This is a genomic window from Bradyrhizobium sp. RP6, from assembly GCF_003837805.1.
GTDB lineage: Bacteria > Pseudomonadota > Alphaproteobacteria > Rhizobiales > Xanthobacteraceae > Bradyrhizobium.
Map to the genome: position 1 here is coordinate 174398 of NZ_RQIT01000003.1, position 13757 is coordinate 188154.

General features: G+C 64.1%; 17 protein-coding genes. 11 read left to right on the forward strand and 6 right to left on the reverse strand.

Annotation, left to right across the window (positions count from 1 at the left end; genetic code table 11):
- Nucleotides 1-102 precede the first annotated feature (102 nt).
- Nucleotides 103-315, forward strand: a complete 213-nt coding sequence (locus EHH60_RS09700; RefSeq protein ID WP_014439634.1) for a cold-shock protein — start codon at nt 103-105, stop codon at nt 313-315.
- A gap of 101 nt (nt 316-416) precedes the next feature.
- Here EHH60_RS09700 and EHH60_RS09705 read toward each other — a convergent pair whose 3' ends face one another.
- From EHH60_RS09705 to EHH60_RS09720, 4 genes are all read right to left on the reverse strand, one after another.
- Complete coding sequence (locus tag EHH60_RS09705; RefSeq protein WP_199751382.1) at nt 417-1031, reverse strand: TadE/TadG family type IV pilus assembly protein; 615 nt, start codon at nt 1029-1031, stop codon at nt 417-419.
- A gap of 23 nt (nt 1032-1054) precedes the next feature.
- Nucleotides 1055-1636, reverse strand: a complete 582-nt coding sequence (locus EHH60_RS09710) for a TadE/TadG family type IV pilus assembly protein (RefSeq protein WP_124159242.1) — start codon at nt 1634-1636, stop codon at nt 1055-1057.
- A gap of 223 nt (nt 1637-1859) precedes the next feature.
- The gene (locus tag EHH60_RS09715) at nt 1860-2357 is read right to left on the reverse strand and encodes a pilus assembly protein N-terminal domain-containing protein (protein WP_124159243.1); all 498 of its coding nucleotides are present in this window, start codon (nt 2355-2357) and stop codon (nt 1860-1862) included.
- A gap of 112 nt (nt 2358-2469) precedes the next feature.
- The gene (locus tag EHH60_RS09720) at nt 2470-3297 is read right to left on the reverse strand and encodes a sterol desaturase family protein (RefSeq protein WP_124159244.1); all 828 of its coding nucleotides are present in this window, start codon (nt 3295-3297) and stop codon (nt 2470-2472) included.
- A 261-nt stretch (nt 3298-3558) separates the two neighbouring features.
- Between EHH60_RS09720 and EHH60_RS09725 the strand changes: the two genes are divergently transcribed.
- From EHH60_RS09725 to EHH60_RS09765, 10 genes are all read left to right on the forward strand, one after another.
- Entirely contained in the window at nt 3559-3723 is a 165-nt protein-coding gene (locus EHH60_RS09725) for a Flp family type IVb pilin (protein ID WP_124159245.1), read from the forward strand.
- Between the two features lie 69 nt (nt 3724-3792).
- Nucleotides 3793-3939, forward strand: coding sequence for a hypothetical protein (locus EHH60_RS37475; RefSeq protein WP_199751383.1), 147 nt, complete (start codon nt 3793-3795; stop codon nt 3937-3939).
- A 119-nt stretch (nt 3940-4058) separates the two neighbouring features.
- The gene (locus tag EHH60_RS09730) at nt 4059-4583 is read left to right on the forward strand and encodes an A24 family peptidase (RefSeq protein ID WP_124159246.1); all 525 of its coding nucleotides are present in this window, start codon (nt 4059-4061) and stop codon (nt 4581-4583) included.
- Nucleotides 4584-4711: 128 nt separating this feature from the next.
- Nucleotides 4712-5509 (forward strand): Flp pilus assembly protein CpaB, encoded by a 798-nt coding sequence (cpaB, locus tag EHH60_RS09735; protein WP_199751384.1) that lies wholly within the window; start codon nt 4712-4714, stop codon nt 5507-5509.
- An 11-nt stretch (nt 5510-5520) separates the two neighbouring features.
- Entirely contained in the window at nt 5521-6996 is a 1476-nt protein-coding gene (locus EHH60_RS09740) for a type II and III secretion system protein family protein (RefSeq protein WP_199751385.1), read from the forward strand.
- Nucleotides 6997-7016: 20 nt separating this feature from the next.
- Nucleotides 7017-7751 (forward strand): CpaD family pilus assembly protein, encoded by a 735-nt coding sequence (locus tag EHH60_RS09745; RefSeq protein WP_124159249.1) that lies wholly within the window; start codon nt 7017-7019, stop codon nt 7749-7751.
- Complete coding sequence (locus EHH60_RS09750; protein ID WP_124159250.1) at nt 7748-9016, forward strand: CpaE/TadZ family protein; 1269 nt, start codon at nt 7748-7750, stop codon at nt 9014-9016. Before EHH60_RS09745 ends, EHH60_RS09750 begins: the two co-directional genes overlap by 4 nt.
- A gap of 21 nt (nt 9017-9037) precedes the next feature.
- Complete coding sequence (locus EHH60_RS09755) at nt 9038-10507, forward strand: TadA family conjugal transfer-associated ATPase (RefSeq protein ID WP_124159251.1); 1470 nt, start codon at nt 9038-9040, stop codon at nt 10505-10507.
- A 16-nt stretch (nt 10508-10523) separates the two neighbouring features.
- Nucleotides 10524-11501: a type II secretion system F family protein gene (locus tag EHH60_RS09760; RefSeq protein ID WP_124159252.1), complete on the forward strand. Its 978-nt coding sequence runs from the start codon at nt 10524-10526 to the stop codon at nt 11499-11501.
- Nucleotides 11502-11510: 9 nt separating this feature from the next.
- Nucleotides 11511-12485, forward strand: coding sequence for a type II secretion system F family protein (locus EHH60_RS09765; protein WP_124159253.1), 975 nt, complete (start codon nt 11511-11513; stop codon nt 12483-12485).
- A gap of 56 nt (nt 12486-12541) precedes the next feature.
- Here the strand turns inward: EHH60_RS09765 and EHH60_RS09770 are convergent, their stop codons facing one another.
- Nucleotides 12542-13369 carry a tetratricopeptide repeat protein gene (locus EHH60_RS09770; RefSeq protein WP_124159254.1) on the reverse strand — a complete coding sequence of 276 codons (828 nt, stop codon included), beginning with the start codon at nt 13367-13369 and terminating at the stop codon, nt 12542-12544.
- Between the two features lie 109 nt (nt 13370-13478).
- A complete protein-coding gene (locus tag EHH60_RS09775) occupies nt 13479-13682 on the reverse strand; it encodes a hypothetical protein (protein ID WP_124159255.1) in 204 nt (67 codons plus the stop codon).
- Nucleotides 13683-13757: the final 75 nt, after the last annotated feature.

Genomic DNA, 13757 nt, shown 5'->3' on the forward strand with positions numbered 1-13757 from the left:
GGTACAGCCGGTTCAGACACGCTGACGACCCTTCCAGAAATTCGATCTAACCGGCCTGCGTAAGCGGGCTCTTACATTGTGTTATCTGAGAAGGATCTACCCATGAGCATGGGAACCGTGAAGTGGTTTAACGCGACCAAGGGCTTCGGCTTCATCCAGCCCGACGACGGTGGCCAGGACGTATTCGTTCACATCAGCGCCGTGGAGCGCGCCGGTCTCGGCTCGCTGCGCGAAGGCCAGAAGATCTCCTACGAGATCGTGGCGGATCGCCGCTCAGGCAAGTCGGCGGCGGACAACCTCCGCGCCGCGGGCTGAGTTCTCGGCTGTCGGCCCCGACGGGCCGAAGCGAGCAAGGCAAAAGGAAAAGGCCGTGCGTGACGCACGGCCTTTTTCATTCCAGCGTCGGCTCGCAAATCTCAACACGTCGACGGTACGCCGTTGTAGGGCACGCAGGTGACCTGGCGCGGCCGCGTGTAGGAGACATCGCTCAGCGTCACGCTCGACTTCAACACGTAGCCGATGGTCGGCGTGTAAGTGTACTTGGCCTCGCTCAGAATGAGATAACTCGACGGAATCAAGAGCGTCGGGGGAATTATCGTGGTGACGTCGTCGCCGGCGTTCCGAGCCGAGGTCGCCAGCGTGGCTTGCGTCGCGCCGCTCGCAATCGTGCCGGCCCTGCTCCACTTGACCGTGGCGATGCTGTTGGCATCGATGTAGATCTCAGAGATCGTGCCCTTCACCAGTGTCGCGTCGTAAGGCATGATGACCGAGATGCTTGCCGTAAACGTGTTCTGCATGTCGGCATCGACGAGCGTCGTCGACTGCGATGTCAAATCGGACAGTGTCCGCGCGATCAACGTGACTTTGCGGTCAATCGCCACGGCGGACGAGAATTCGACGGTGCCGAAGAACATGACCAGCATCAGCGGTACGATGACCGCGAATTCGGTCGCCGCGAGCGCGCGCTTGTCGGCGACGAAGTCGCGCACGGAGCAGCGTGCCTTCCGCCAGATATTCGCAATCGCCTGCATCGGTCCGCTCAGATCCATCTGCCTCAGAAGGGTTCGTTCTTGAAGGCCGCGGTCGCCACCATCAGCCGTTTGTTGCTGCATCCGGCGTTGTAGCCCAGGCCGGTGACGATGAGCGGCCATTGGTAGAACAGCCGCACCACGACGACCTGGCCGGAGGCCCCGGCATTGTACTGCATGCCGCTCGCGTTGAAATTGCAGGAATCGCCGTAGCTGGTGAGGCTCAGCGTCCCGAAGGAGCTGGTGCTCACGACGTCGACGTAGAGCTTGCTGCAATCAAACAGTGCCGGAATCTGGGTACAGACATAAGCCTTGAACGTTGTCTGGTCGCACGCGGTGACCGAGTTGGGCGCGGTCTGGCAGGCCGCCACCGAACCGCCCTGCGCTTGCGCCTGGCCGGTCAGAATTGCGCGCGCGGAATTCTGCGTGATGGTCTCGAGCACCTGGCTTGCGAAGAACATGAGCGCCGTCTCGATGATGGCGAACAGCAGCCCGAAAAACATCGGTGCGACCAACGCAAACTCGAGGGCCGCGGAGCCGCGGCGGTTGCCGCGAAACCGGGCCAGCGCTTTCCGGATCGTGAACCTCGTAGGTGCAGGCGATGGCATCAAGTCGAATTCCTCAGCAACAGGCGATCGTCTGCCCCGTTCAATAGCGCAAACTGATTGCCTAAATGTTCAGGCGATCCGCGCCCGACGGACCGCGCCCTTAGGAATGCGTTAACCAGGCGCGGCCCCAGGGCGCATGGAGACACGGCGCCCGCGGAGAGACGTCGCCCTCCGGTCCGCAAGAGGCCGGGCGCGATCCTGCCCCGGCAGACCCACCGGCCGGCTAGTTGGATTTGGCGCCCCCGCCGGCGCTGCCGCTGGCACTGCTGCTCAGCGAACCGGCCTGGCTCATCGTGTTGTTGAAGTAGGTGTCGCTGTCGCCGAGCGTCACGCGACGCTGGCAAAGCGGTACGCAGCTGTAGGACTCGCGCTCGATCCCGCGATAGACGGTGACGAGCCGGTCGCTCGGACCTTCAACCTGGATCTGGCGGTCGACCAGGATTTCGCCGCCCCGGTCGAGCGCGATGAAGTTGGTCGCACCATAGCCCTTTCCGGTCACGACGATCATGCCGCCCGGCTGGAGCGTGACGTCGGCAATCAGGGGATTACCGACCACGATGGTTGCCACCTTGCCGGGCAGCCGTACCAGCTTGGCCTGGTCGACACTGACGGCGATCGTGTCCACGGTGGACTCGGCAAGGCCGGCGGCCGGCCATGCCAGCACCGCGGCGGCAACCAGAAGACAGGTGCGCGCATGACGGCGCAGCAACTCTTTACGCATACTCTTACCCCCGGGACGTCACAAACCGGCAGAAGCGATCAGATAACAGCGGAGCCGGTGCCCGACCCGGCCAACCTGCCTTCAATTCATGAACGTTCCGCAAACTCGCCGACTATTGTTTGAAAGGATAGGCGAGTTGGCCCCAGATCTCCTTCGGCATGGTCGCTTCGTCCTTGCCGTAATCCTGCGGCAGCTTCCCCTCCGGCATGCGAAAGGTGCCGAACAGCACGTCCCAGATCGGAAACGTCCCGGCGAAATTGGTGTCGCCGCCCTCTTCGAGCGAGGTATGGTGCCAACGGTGGAATACCGGCGTCGCCAGCACGCATTTGAACGGCCCGAAGGTCCAGTTCAGGTTGGCATGCACGAAGGCCGAATGGAAGGTGGTGAACGGGCCGACCCAGATCATGACGTTGGGGGAGATACCGGCCATCAGCAGCACGACGTCGACGCTGATCGTCCCGAGCATGAGATTGACGGGATGGAATCGGGCCGCGGAGATCCACCCGATTTCCTCCGACGAATGATGCACGGCGTGGTACTTCCAGAAGCCGCCGCCGTGGAAAAGCCGGTGCAGCCAGTACAGCATGAAATCGGACAGCACCAGGAACAGCAGAGCCTGAACCCACAGAGGCAGCTGCGACAGCGGACCATGGCCATTGTCGTAGAAGGCAATGAGTTCGTCGGCATCGTGGATGTTGAAGACGAGGCTGGCGCCGACGATCAGAAGACCGATCCGCATGGTGCGGGCGAACACCGGAACGAAGAACCAATAACAGATGTCGGTGATGATCTCCCGCTTGCGCCACCACGGCGCGCCGGGATTGCAGGCCCAGAAATGCTCCAGCACGGTGAAGACGGCCGCGAGCACGAAGGTGACCGGGATCACCTTGACGATGGTCTCGCCGAGCATCAGGGCGACTTGCATGGGCAGGCTCGACATCGTCGCCTCTCTTGCGAATTCCAGTCCTGCCTACGCCTACTCCGCGAGATTTAAGGGAGCGTGAAGCAGGCACCACACTGCCGATGCGCCCGGAACCGGAATGTATCTGCCGCTTTAAGGCGAAATTCACTCTGGATGAAAGCATCGCGCCGGCGCGGGGTTTACCCGATCGGATTAACTTTACCGAAAGAGCTCGGCTCTCATGCTCTTTGCATCAGACAGCGCCGGACGAGCCGATCTCACCCAGACGGAGTTTTGTTCATGAAGAACTTGGTTGCGCGTTTCGCGAAGGATGAATCCGGCGCCACCGCCATCGAATACGGTCTGATCGCCGCCGGCATCGCGCTGGCCATCATCACCGTCGTCAACAATCTCGGCACCACGCTGAACGGCAAGTTCACCTCGATCAGCACGTCGCTGAAGTAGGCAACCGACGACCGGCAGCAGAAGCCCCGGTCCTCCGGGCCTTTATTTTTCCGAAGACGGCAAGTTCCAGTGGCGTTGTACAAGTTCAGAACCGATGCCGCGGTCGCGGCGAGAGAGGCGGGGGCGGATCCGGCCGGCTCGCCGGCCTATTGGATCTGCCTTGCACTGCTGCTTGCGACGGTCGCGCTCGCCGCGCGCATCGCCAGCTTCTGGTGAAACGCATTCAGCGGGCCCGGCCTCGCGTCCCTGTCGCCGTTGTCGGTTTGTTTAGCACTACGCGCTAGCATCTGGCGACGCCAGCTCCCGCGGCCAATCCAGGCCTCAAGACGCAGCCCATGACCCTTGACCTTGCGCGCCTTCTGCTCTTCCCGGCCCTGATGGCATTCGCCGCCGCGAGCGATCTCTTCACGATGACGATCTCGAACCGCGTGTCGCTGGCTCTGGTCGCGGGCTTCTTCGTGCTCGCCCTCGCCGGTGGCATGGCACCTTACGAGATCATGACTCATGTCGGCGCCGGCGCGCTCGTCCTGGTCGTGGCCTTCACCTGCTTTGCGATGGGCTGGGTGGGCGGCGGCGACGCCAAGGTCGCGGCTTCCGTCGCGCTCTGGTTCGGCTTCGCGCAGCTGATGAACTTCCTGCTCTACGCCTCGCTGTTCGGCGGCGCGCTGACGCTGCTCCTGCTCCAGTTTCGGCAATGGCCGCTGCCCTACGGGCTGGCGGGTCAGGCCTGGCTCGCACGGCTGCACGCCACGGAGAGCGGCATTCCCTACGGCATCGCGCTCGCTCTGAGCGCGTTGATGGTCTACCCGGAGACCGAATGGGTGAAGGCGATCGACCTCGCTCACCTCGCACTGCGCTGAACGCACAGGGTAAACCCGGCGTTAAGGCGATTTAGATACGCCTCATTAACCATGCTTTGACGAATAGCTGGTCAACTGCCGATCACGGCAGCGGCAGCGTCGCAGCGTATTGTTGGAAAGTGAAGCGTATGAATAGGGCACGCATTGTCGTCCTGACGGTCGCCATCTGCGCCGGCGGCGTCGCCGCGTACCTGGCGAGCGGCACCGATAATTCTGCGCCACCTCCGCTTCCGGTCGCGCAGCTGCCGACCGTCGACGTCCTCGTCGCCAAGAACGACATCGGCCTGGGCGAGACCGTGAAGCCGGAAGACGTGCAATGGCAGACCTGGCCGGCCGCGACCGCCAGCACCACCTTCATCCGTCGCAACGAGCGTCCCGACGCCGCGACCCAGGTGAGCGGCTCGATCGCGCGCGCGCCGTTCATTCAGGGTGAGCCGATCCGCGACCAGAAACTGGTCAAGCCCGAAGGCTCGGGCTTCATGGCGGCAATCCTGCCCACCGGCATGCGGGCGATCTCGACCGAGATCTCGCCGGAGACCGGGGCTGGCGGCTTCATCCTGCCGAACGATCGCGTCGACGTGCTTCTCACGCGCCGGTTGAAGAACCCGGACCAGAGCAGCGGCGCCCCCGACGTCGTCACGTCCGAGATCATTCTGGTCAATATCCGCGTCCTGGCCATCGACCAGGCGCCCAAGGAGAAGGATGGCCAGAACACGGTGATCGGCAAGACCGTCACGCTCGAGCTCAATCCCGCGCAGACCGCAACGCTCTCCGCGGCGCGGCAGAGCGGCACGCTGTCGCTGGCGTTGCGCAGTATCGCCGACGTCAAGATGAGCGAAATCACGCTCGACGAGTCCGCGCAGAAGCGAGACGGCGTTTCGATCATTCGCTACGGCATTCCAAGTCAGACGGCTAAGGTGCGATGAAAACAGTCGATATGAGATGCAGGGCAGATTCGGCGACGATACGAACCTCACTGGTCCGCGCCCTGTCGTTTTCGGCCGCCTTCGCGCTGGCGTTCAACCCGGCGATGACCTCGGTGATCGCTGCCGACTACCGCCCCGTGGCACCGGCCGCGGCGGACGGCCAGATCAACGCGCGCTTCCTCTCGCTCGGTGTCGGCAAGTCCATCGTGATCGACCTGCCGCGCGACATCAAGGACGTGCTGGTCGCCGATCCAAAGATCGCCAATGCGGTGGTTCGCTCGGCGCAGCGCGCCTATATCATCGGCGCCGCGGTCGGCCAGACCAACATCGTGTTCTTCGATTCCGCCGGTCAGCAGATTGCGGCCTATGACATCGCGGTCAAGCGCGACCTCAACGGCGTGCGCGCAGCGCTGAAGCAGGTCCTGCCCAATTCAGACATCCAGATCGACGGCCTCGGCGACGGCATCGTCCTGACCGGCACGGCTGCCAACCCAATGGAGGCACAGCAGGCCAACGAACTTGCCGCGCGCCTGGCCGGCGGTCCCGACAAGGTGGTGAACTCGATCGTGGTGCGCGGCCGCGACCAGATCATGCTCAAGGTGACGGTGGCCGAGGTCCAGCGCAACATCGTCAAGCAGCTCGGCATCGATCTCACCGCCAATCTCAACTACGGCACCTCCGTGGTGAGCTTCACCAATTCGAACCCGTTCACAGCCTATGGCCGCAACCTGGTGGACGGCAACAATCTGACCACCAAGTTCGGCGCGACGCCGTCTGTGCAGGCCACCCTGCGTGCGATGGAAACCGCTGGCGTGATCCGCACGCTGGCCGAACCGAACCTGACCGCGATCTCCGGTGAATCGGCGACGTTCATCGCCGGCGGTGAATTCCCGGTCCCGGCGGGCTACGCGTGCGATCCCACCACGCATGTCTGTACCACCCAGATCAGCTTCAAGAAGTTCGGCATCTCGCTGAACTTCACACCGGTGGTGCTGAGTGAAGGCAAGATCAGCCTGCGGGTGATGACCGAAGTCTCGGAGCTTTCGAACGAGAATGCGATCACGCTGTCGCAAGCGGTGACCTCGAACACGGTGAACTCGCTGACGGTGCCCTCGATCAGGACCCGCCGCGCGGAGACCTCGCTGGAAATTCCCTCTGGCGGCGCGATGGCGATGGCCGGTCTGATCCAGCAGCAGACCAAGCAGGCAGTCAGCGGATTGCCGGGACTGATGCAGCTCCCGATCCTGGGCACGCTGTTCCGCAGCCGCGACTTCGTCAACAACGCGACTGAGCTGGTCGTGATCGTGACGCCGTACGTCGTTCGCGCGGTGGCGCCGAAGGACCTGTCGCGGCCGGATGACGGCTTCGCTCCGCCTGCGGATCCGCAGGCCCAGCTGATCGGCAATATCAACAGGCTCTACGGCGTGCCCGGACGGACCGAACCGGCCAAGAGCTACCGCGGCACCTACGGCTTCATTACCGACTGAGGCGGAACGGGGACTTCACGATGATCACGAGACCACCCCAGCTTCGCAAATGCGCCATCCGCCTCGGTGGCGCGCTCGTCGGCATGGCGCTCGCGCTCGGCGGCTGCCAGCACGACGAAGTCGTCACGGCCTCCATTCCCGACGATTACAAGCAGCGCCATCCGATCGCGATCGAGGAGCAGAACCGCTCCATCGTCGTCTTCGTCGGCCATGCCCGCGGTGGATTGACCGCCGCCCAGCGCGCCGACGTGATGGGTGTCGCATCAACCTGGTTGCGCGAAGGCACCGGCGCCATTCGCATCGACGTGCCATCCCATACGCCCAACGCCCGGCCGATCGCAGATACGATGCGAGAGATCCAGGCGATGCTGGCGGCGGCAGGCGTTCCGCCGCGCGGCGTCAGCGTTCACCCCTATCAGCCGGAAGACAGGCGTTTCCTGCCGCCGATCCGGCTCACCTATACCAAGATCGCCGCGGTCGCCGGCCCCTGCGGCCTGTGGCCTGAGGACATCGGCCCCTCGATGAAGAACAAGCGCTGGTTCGAAAACAAGGACTATTACAATTACGGCTGCGCCTCTCAGCGCAACCTCGCGGCCATGGTCGACAACCCGTCGGATCTGGAGCAGCCGCGGCCCGAAACTCCGTCATACACGCCGCGGCGCATCACCGGTCTCGAGAAATATCGCAAGGGGCTCTCGACGACGACCACCTATCCCGAGGCCGACAAGGCCAAACTCAGCGAAACCGGCAGATGATCAACTACGCGCGTCAGACACAAGAAGAGCAGCCGCAGGCCGCTCCTCCACCGATGGAGGAGCATATTGCGCCTGCGCCGCGCGTCTCGGTCCAGGCCTTCTGCGAAACCGTGGAGACTGCCGCTGCGGTTCAGGCGGCCGGCGAGGATCGCCGTCTCGGCAAGGCCCATCTGAAGATCCAGATGGGCGGCATGACGGCCGCGATCGAAGCCTATCGCTCGGCCCCCACGCCGAACGTGATCGTGCTCGAGAGCGACGGCCGCAGCGATCTCTTGAGCGGGCTCGACCAGCTCGCCACCGTCTGCGACGCCGGCACCCGCGTGGTCGTGATCGGCCGCATCAACGACGTGATGCTCTATCGCGAGCTGGTTCGCCGCGGCGTCAGCGACTACGTGCTCGCGCCGGTCGGCGCGATCGACGTGGTGCGGTCGATCTGCAACCTGTTCTCGGCGCCGGAAGCCAAGGCGGTCGGCCGCATCATCGCCGTCGTCGGCGCCAAAGGTGGCGTCGGGGCTTCCACCATCTCTCACAATGTCGCTTGGGCGATCGCGCGCGACCTTGCGATGGACGCCGTCGTCGCCGATCTCGACCTCGCCTTCGGCACCGCCGGGCTCGACTACAACCAGGATCCGCCGCAGGGCATTGCGGACGCCGTGTTCTCGCCCGACCGCGTCGACACCGCCTTCATCGACCGCCTGCTGTCGAAATGCACCGACCATCTCAGCCTGCTGGCGGCGCCTGCGACGCTCGACCGGGTCTATGATTTCGGCACCGACGCTTTCGACGCCGTGTTCGACACGCTGCGCTCCACCATGCCCTGCATCGTGCTCGACGTTCCGCATCAATGGTCGGGCTGGACCAAGCGCGCCTTGATCGGAGCGGACGACATCCTGATCGTGGCCGCGCCTGATCTCGCCAACCTGCGCAATACCAAGAACCTGTTCGACCTGTTGAAGGCCGCGCGCCCCAACGACCGGCCGCCGCTCTACTGCCTGAACCAGGTCGGCGTGCCGAAACGGCCCGAAATCGCCGCCACGGAGTTCGCCAAGGCGATCGAAAGTCAGCCGATCGTCTCGATCCCGTTTGAGCCGCAAATCTTCGGCTCGGCGGCCAACAACGGCCAGATGATCGCGGAGATCTCCGCCAACCACAAGTCGATCGAGATGTTCCTGCAGATCGCCCAACGCCTGACCGGCCGCAGCGAGACCAAGAAGCAAAAGTCGTCCCTGCTTTCACCTCTGATTGAGAAGTTGCGGGGAAGATAAGCCGCCGCATGGAGTTGTTAAGTGTTCGGTAAGCGTAGCGGAACAGACACCGACTTTCGGGCACCAAAGCCCGGCGCCGTGTCGCACGAGCCTGCCCAGGCTCCGGCGCCGACGATATCGCGCGCCCCGACTCCGCCGACCGTCGCCTCGCCGCCGCTTGCCCCTGCCAAAGTCGCGCCGCCTCCGACCATGGAGAGCCGGCGTTCGGACAATTATTACGAGGTCAAAGCGACCATCTTCGGCGCACTGATCGAGGCGATCGACCTCGCCCAGCTCGCCAAGCTCGATTCTGAATCGGCGCGAGAGGAAATCCGCGACATCGTCAACGAGATCATCGCGATCAAGAACATCGTGATGTCGATCGCCGAGCAGGAAGAGCTGCTCGACGACATCTGCAACGACGTGCTCGGCTACGGCCCGCTGGAGCCTCTGCTCGCGCGCGACGATATTGCAGACATCATGGTGAACGGAGCCGGCACCGTCTTCATCGAAGTGGGCGGCAAGATCCAGCGCACCGGCATCCGCTTTCGCGACAACCAGCAGCTCCTCAACATCTGCCAGCGCATCGTCAGCCAGGTCGGACGCCGCGTCGACGAATCCTCGCCGATCTGCGACGCGCGCCTCGCCGACGGCTCCCGCGTCAACGCCATCGTGCCGCCGCTCGCGATCGACGGCCCTGCCCTGACCATCCGCAAGTTCAAGAAGGACAAGCTGACGCTCGATCAGCTCGTCAAGTTCGGCGCGATCTCGCCGGAAGGCGCCGAGATCCTCCAGATCATCGGTCGGGTCCGCTGCAACGTGCTGATCTCCGGCGGTACCGGCTCGGGCAAGACCACGCTGCTCAACTGCCTCACCAACTACATCGAGCACGACGAACGCGTGATCACCTGCGAAGACGCGGCCGAGCTCCAGCTTCAGCAGCCCCATGTGGTTCGGCTGGAAACCCGCCCGCCCAACATCGAGGGTGAGGGCCAGGTCACCATGCGCGAGCTGGTGCGCAACTGCCTGCGCATGCGGCCCGAACGCATCATCGTCGGCGAGGTCCGCGGACCCGAGGCCTTCGACCTGCTCCAGGCCATGAACACCGGCCATGACGGATCGATGGGCACGCTGCACGCCAACAACCCGCGCGAGGCGCTGTCGCGCTGCGAATCCATGATCACGATGGGCGGCTTCTCCCTGCCCTCGCGAACCATCCGCGAGATGATCTGCGCCTCGATCGACGTGATTATCCAGGCCGCGCGCCTGCGCGACGGTTCACGCCGCATCACTCACATCACCGAGGTGATGGGCATGGAAGGTGACACCATCATCACCCAGGACATCTTCCTCTACGACATGATGGGGGAGGACGCCAACGGCAAGATCATCGGGCGGCACCGCTCGACCGGCATCGGCCGTCCGAAGTTCTGGGAACGCGCCCGCTATTACGGCGATGAGAAGCGCCTTGCCGCTGCGCTCGACGCAGCGGAAGTCGCTCCGAACACATGAGCAGGTCAGCGCCGCCATGAACATGCAGGTCCTCGCCCTCGCCTTCCTCGCCACCGCAGCGGTCGGTGGCATCGCCTGGGTCTTCCTCTATCCGCTGCTGTCCGGAGAACGAAAGGCGGAGAGCCGCCGCGCTTCGGTCGCGCGCGCCGAGGCGCCTATCGTCCGCCAGGCCGAGAAGACCCAGCGCTCGCGCCGCGAGCAGGTCGAGACCACGCTCAAGGACCTCGAGGCGCGGCGCGCCCAGGAGAAGAGCGCTCCGCTCAGCGTCCGCCTGTCGCAGGCGGGGCTTGACTGGACGCCGCAGAAGTTCTGGATCGTGTCTGCCGTCGTGGCGGGCGTGTTCTTCGCGGGCGCTCTGTTCGGCGGCGGCGGCCTGATCGGCGCTGCCGGTCTCGCCTTTGCCGGCGGCTTCGGCCTGCCACGCTGGGCACTCAACTTCCTGAAAAAGCGCCGCGAGGCCAAGTTCCTGGCTGCGCTGCCCGACGCGGTCGACGTGATCGTTCGCGGCATCAAGGCGGGCCTTCCGCTGTTCGAATCGATCAAGGTCGTGGCCGCCGATTCTCCCGAGCCGCTGCGCAGCGAGTTCCTGGCGATCATCGAGACTCAGACGATCGGCATGCCGCTGGGCGAGGCCTGCGCGCGGCTCTACGAACGCATGCCGCTGCCGGAGGCCAATTTCTTCGGCATCGTGGTGTCGATCCAGCAGAAGTCGGGCGGCAACCTCTCCGAGGCGCTCGGGAACCTCTCCAAGGTGCTGCGCGACCGCAAGAAGATGAAGGAAAAGATCCAGGCGATGTCGATGGAAGCCAAGGCCTCGGCCGGCATCATCGGTTCGCTGCCGCCCATCGTGATGTTCCTCGTCTATCTCACGACGCCGCAATACATCGCCCTGCTTTGGACTCATCCTACCGGACAGCTGATGCTGGTCGGCTGCGTCGTCTGGATGTCGATCGGCGTCATGGTGATGAAGAAGATGATCAACTTCGATTTCTGACGGTGCCGTATGGTCGAATTCCTCGTCTCGAAACTGCACGACGTCCGTTTCATGACCATGCTGCTCGCGGCCATCGCCGCCAGCGCAACCGTGTATACGCTGGTGATGCCGTTGTTCGCCGGCGAGGGTCTCTCCAAGCGCATGAAAGCGGTGGCGAGCGAGCGTGAGCGCATCCGGCAGCGCGAGCGTGAGCGTCTTCACAAGAGCGAAAAGGTCTCGCTGCGCCAGACACCGAAGCAAATCGTTTCCAAGGTGGTCGAGGACTTCAACCTCACCAAATGGCTCGCGCAGGAAGCGGCGCGGGACAAGCTCATCATGGCGGGTTACCGCGGCCAGGCACCCTACATCACCTTCCTGTTTGCCCGCATGGTCGCCCCGATCGTGCTCTTCATCGGCTCGGCCCTCTACGTCTTCGTGATCGCGCGTATGGAACAGGCGCTGCCGGTCAAGATCGGCATCTGCATCGGCGCGGCCTATCTCGGCCTTCAGGCGCCGATGCTGTTCCTCAGGAATGCGATCGCCAAGCGCCAGCTCTCGATCAAGCGCGCGTTTCCCGACGCGCTCGACCTGCTCCTGATCTGCATCGAATCCGGCATGTCGGTCGAGATGGCGTTCCGGAAGGTTGCGACCGAGATCGTGGGCCAGTCGATCGCGCTGTCGGAGGAGTTTACCCTGACGACGGCCGAGCTGTCCTATTTGCAGGATCGCAAGGTCGCCTATGAGAACTTGGCACGACGTACCGGGCTCGAGGGCGTCAAGTCGGTGTGTCTGGCGCTTCAGCAGGCGGAGCGCTACGGCACCCCGCTCGGCCATTCCTTGCGCGTCATGGCGCAGGAGAACCGCGACATGCGCATGAACGAGGCCGAGAAGAAGGCCGCCGCCCTGCCGCCGAAGCTGACGGTGCCGATGATCCTGTTCTTCCTGCCGGTGCTGTTCGTGGTCATTCTCGGACCGACTGCCATCAAGGTCACGGAGTTGCAGTGAGCCAGAGCGAACCGCGCGGTTCGCAACTCAGGCCCAGTCCGGGCGAACAGATCTGATCAGTCGGACTGACTGAGCGAAGCAACCGGCGTCCGCTTCGGTGCACCGTGCGGGGCCTCGCTGCGGCTGAGCATGTCCTTGAGATAGGCGACATTGGCCGCTGCCTGGTCCGGCGGCAGGTCCGCTTTGACGATGGTCTCCGCTTCCGCGAAGCGGCCCTGGAGACCGACGACCAGGGCGAGGTTCTGCCGCACCCGCGCGTTCGCACGCGGCGAGGCGTAGGCCTGCCGCAACGCCTCTTCGGCTTTCGGCAGCTCTCTCGACAACATATAGGACAGGCCGAGATTGGAGAGCACGCCGGGATCACCCGGCGCGATCTTCAGCGCGCTCGCGTAATAGGATCGCGCCTCCTCATGACGGCCCATCTGGTCCAGCGCCGTGCCCTGCACCGAAAGCAGGCGCCAGTCCGGATTGTCGGGTGAATGCGCCTTCGACAGGACGTCGTAGGCCTGCTGGAAATTGCCATTGTCGGCGAGTGCGCGGCCGTACTGGGCGAGCAGCGCCTTGTTGCCGGGATTGGCGATGGTCGCCTGCTCAAGCACGGCGGCGGCCTGGGCGCGCTGGCCGTTGGCGCGCAGGGCCTGTCCGTAGCCGAGCGCGGCATCGGCATCCTTGGGATTGGCACGGTATCGCTCGCCATAGACTTCGACGGCACGCGCTGGATCGGTGGGCGCGCGATCGGTGGGAGCCGCCTCCGCCCGGGCGCCGACCGAGCCCGTGACGTCGGACAGCTTTGACATTGCCGTACAGCCGCCGAGATTCACCGCCACCATCGCGACGAGCGAGGCGGATGCAAGAAGCCGGGCAGGACTGAACCGTTGACGCATGACGCTTTTGACTCTCGAGCGGATGGATCGAGCTGAACGCGCCAGCAATAGACTGTTAACCCTAATGGCGGGTTAACGGGGAACCCCGCCCTGGGCTTCCTCGGCCTGGTCAATATTCGATGGCAAGCCGCCTGCGGATTTCGTCGATGCGCTTGTCGAGCGCATCGAACCGCGCATGGACGGAGCGATCGTGGAGATAGAAGACATAACCGCCGGCAAGGAACGCGAAGATCCAGTGGTGATGCTCGATATAGCCAAAAATCGCCTCGATGGCCTGGCCGACGAATGTGACCGCGCTCCACACAAAATCCATCGCATTCCTCCGGCGCTTCCTGGTCGGTCGCCGGCGATCTCAACGTCTGGCGGCCGCACCCCCGAGCCTAGCATG

Excerpts from the sequence above, each read along its gene's own strand:
- EHH60_RS09700 (WP_014439634.1), top strand. The coding sequence starts at position 103 with ATGAGCATGGGAACCGTGAAGTGGTTTAACGCGACCAAGGGCTTCGGC.
- EHH60_RS09705 (WP_199751382.1), bottom strand. The coding sequence starts at position 1,031 with ATGCAGGCGATTGCGAATATCTGGCGGAAGGCACGCTGCTCCGTGCGC.
- EHH60_RS09710 (WP_124159242.1), bottom strand. The coding sequence starts at position 1,636 with ATGCCATCGCCTGCACCTACGAGGTTCACGATCCGGAAAGCGCTGGCC.
- EHH60_RS09715 (WP_124159243.1), bottom strand. The coding sequence starts at position 2,357 with ATGCGTAAAGAGTTGCTGCGCCGTCATGCGCGCACCTGTCTTCTGGTT.
- EHH60_RS09720 (WP_124159244.1), bottom strand. The coding sequence starts at position 3,297 with ATGTCGAGCCTGCCCATGCAAGTCGCCCTGATGCTCGGCGAGACCATC.
- EHH60_RS09725 (WP_124159245.1), top strand. The coding sequence starts at position 3,559 with ATGAAGAACTTGGTTGCGCGTTTCGCGAAGGATGAATCCGGCGCCACC.
- EHH60_RS09730 (WP_124159246.1), top strand. The coding sequence starts at position 4,059 with ATGACCCTTGACCTTGCGCGCCTTCTGCTCTTCCCGGCCCTGATGGCA.
- cpaB (WP_199751384.1), top strand. The coding sequence starts at position 4,712 with ATGAATAGGGCACGCATTGTCGTCCTGACGGTCGCCATCTGCGCCGGC.
- EHH60_RS09740 (WP_199751385.1), top strand. The coding sequence starts at position 5,521 with ATGAGATGCAGGGCAGATTCGGCGACGATACGAACCTCACTGGTCCGC.
- EHH60_RS09745 (WP_124159249.1), top strand. The coding sequence starts at position 7,017 with ATGATCACGAGACCACCCCAGCTTCGCAAATGCGCCATCCGCCTCGGT.
- EHH60_RS09750 (WP_124159250.1), top strand. The coding sequence starts at position 7,748 with ATGATCAACTACGCGCGTCAGACACAAGAAGAGCAGCCGCAGGCCGCT.
- EHH60_RS09760 (WP_124159252.1), top strand. The coding sequence starts at position 10,524 with ATGAACATGCAGGTCCTCGCCCTCGCCTTCCTCGCCACCGCAGCGGTC.
- EHH60_RS09765 (WP_124159253.1), top strand. The coding sequence starts at position 11,511 with ATGGTCGAATTCCTCGTCTCGAAACTGCACGACGTCCGTTTCATGACC.
- EHH60_RS09770 (WP_124159254.1), bottom strand. The coding sequence starts at position 13,369 with ATGCGTCAACGGTTCAGTCCTGCCCGGCTTCTTGCATCCGCCTCGCTC.
- EHH60_RS09775 (WP_124159255.1), bottom strand. The coding sequence starts at position 13,682 with ATGGATTTTGTGTGGAGCGCGGTCACATTCGTCGGCCAGGCCATCGAG.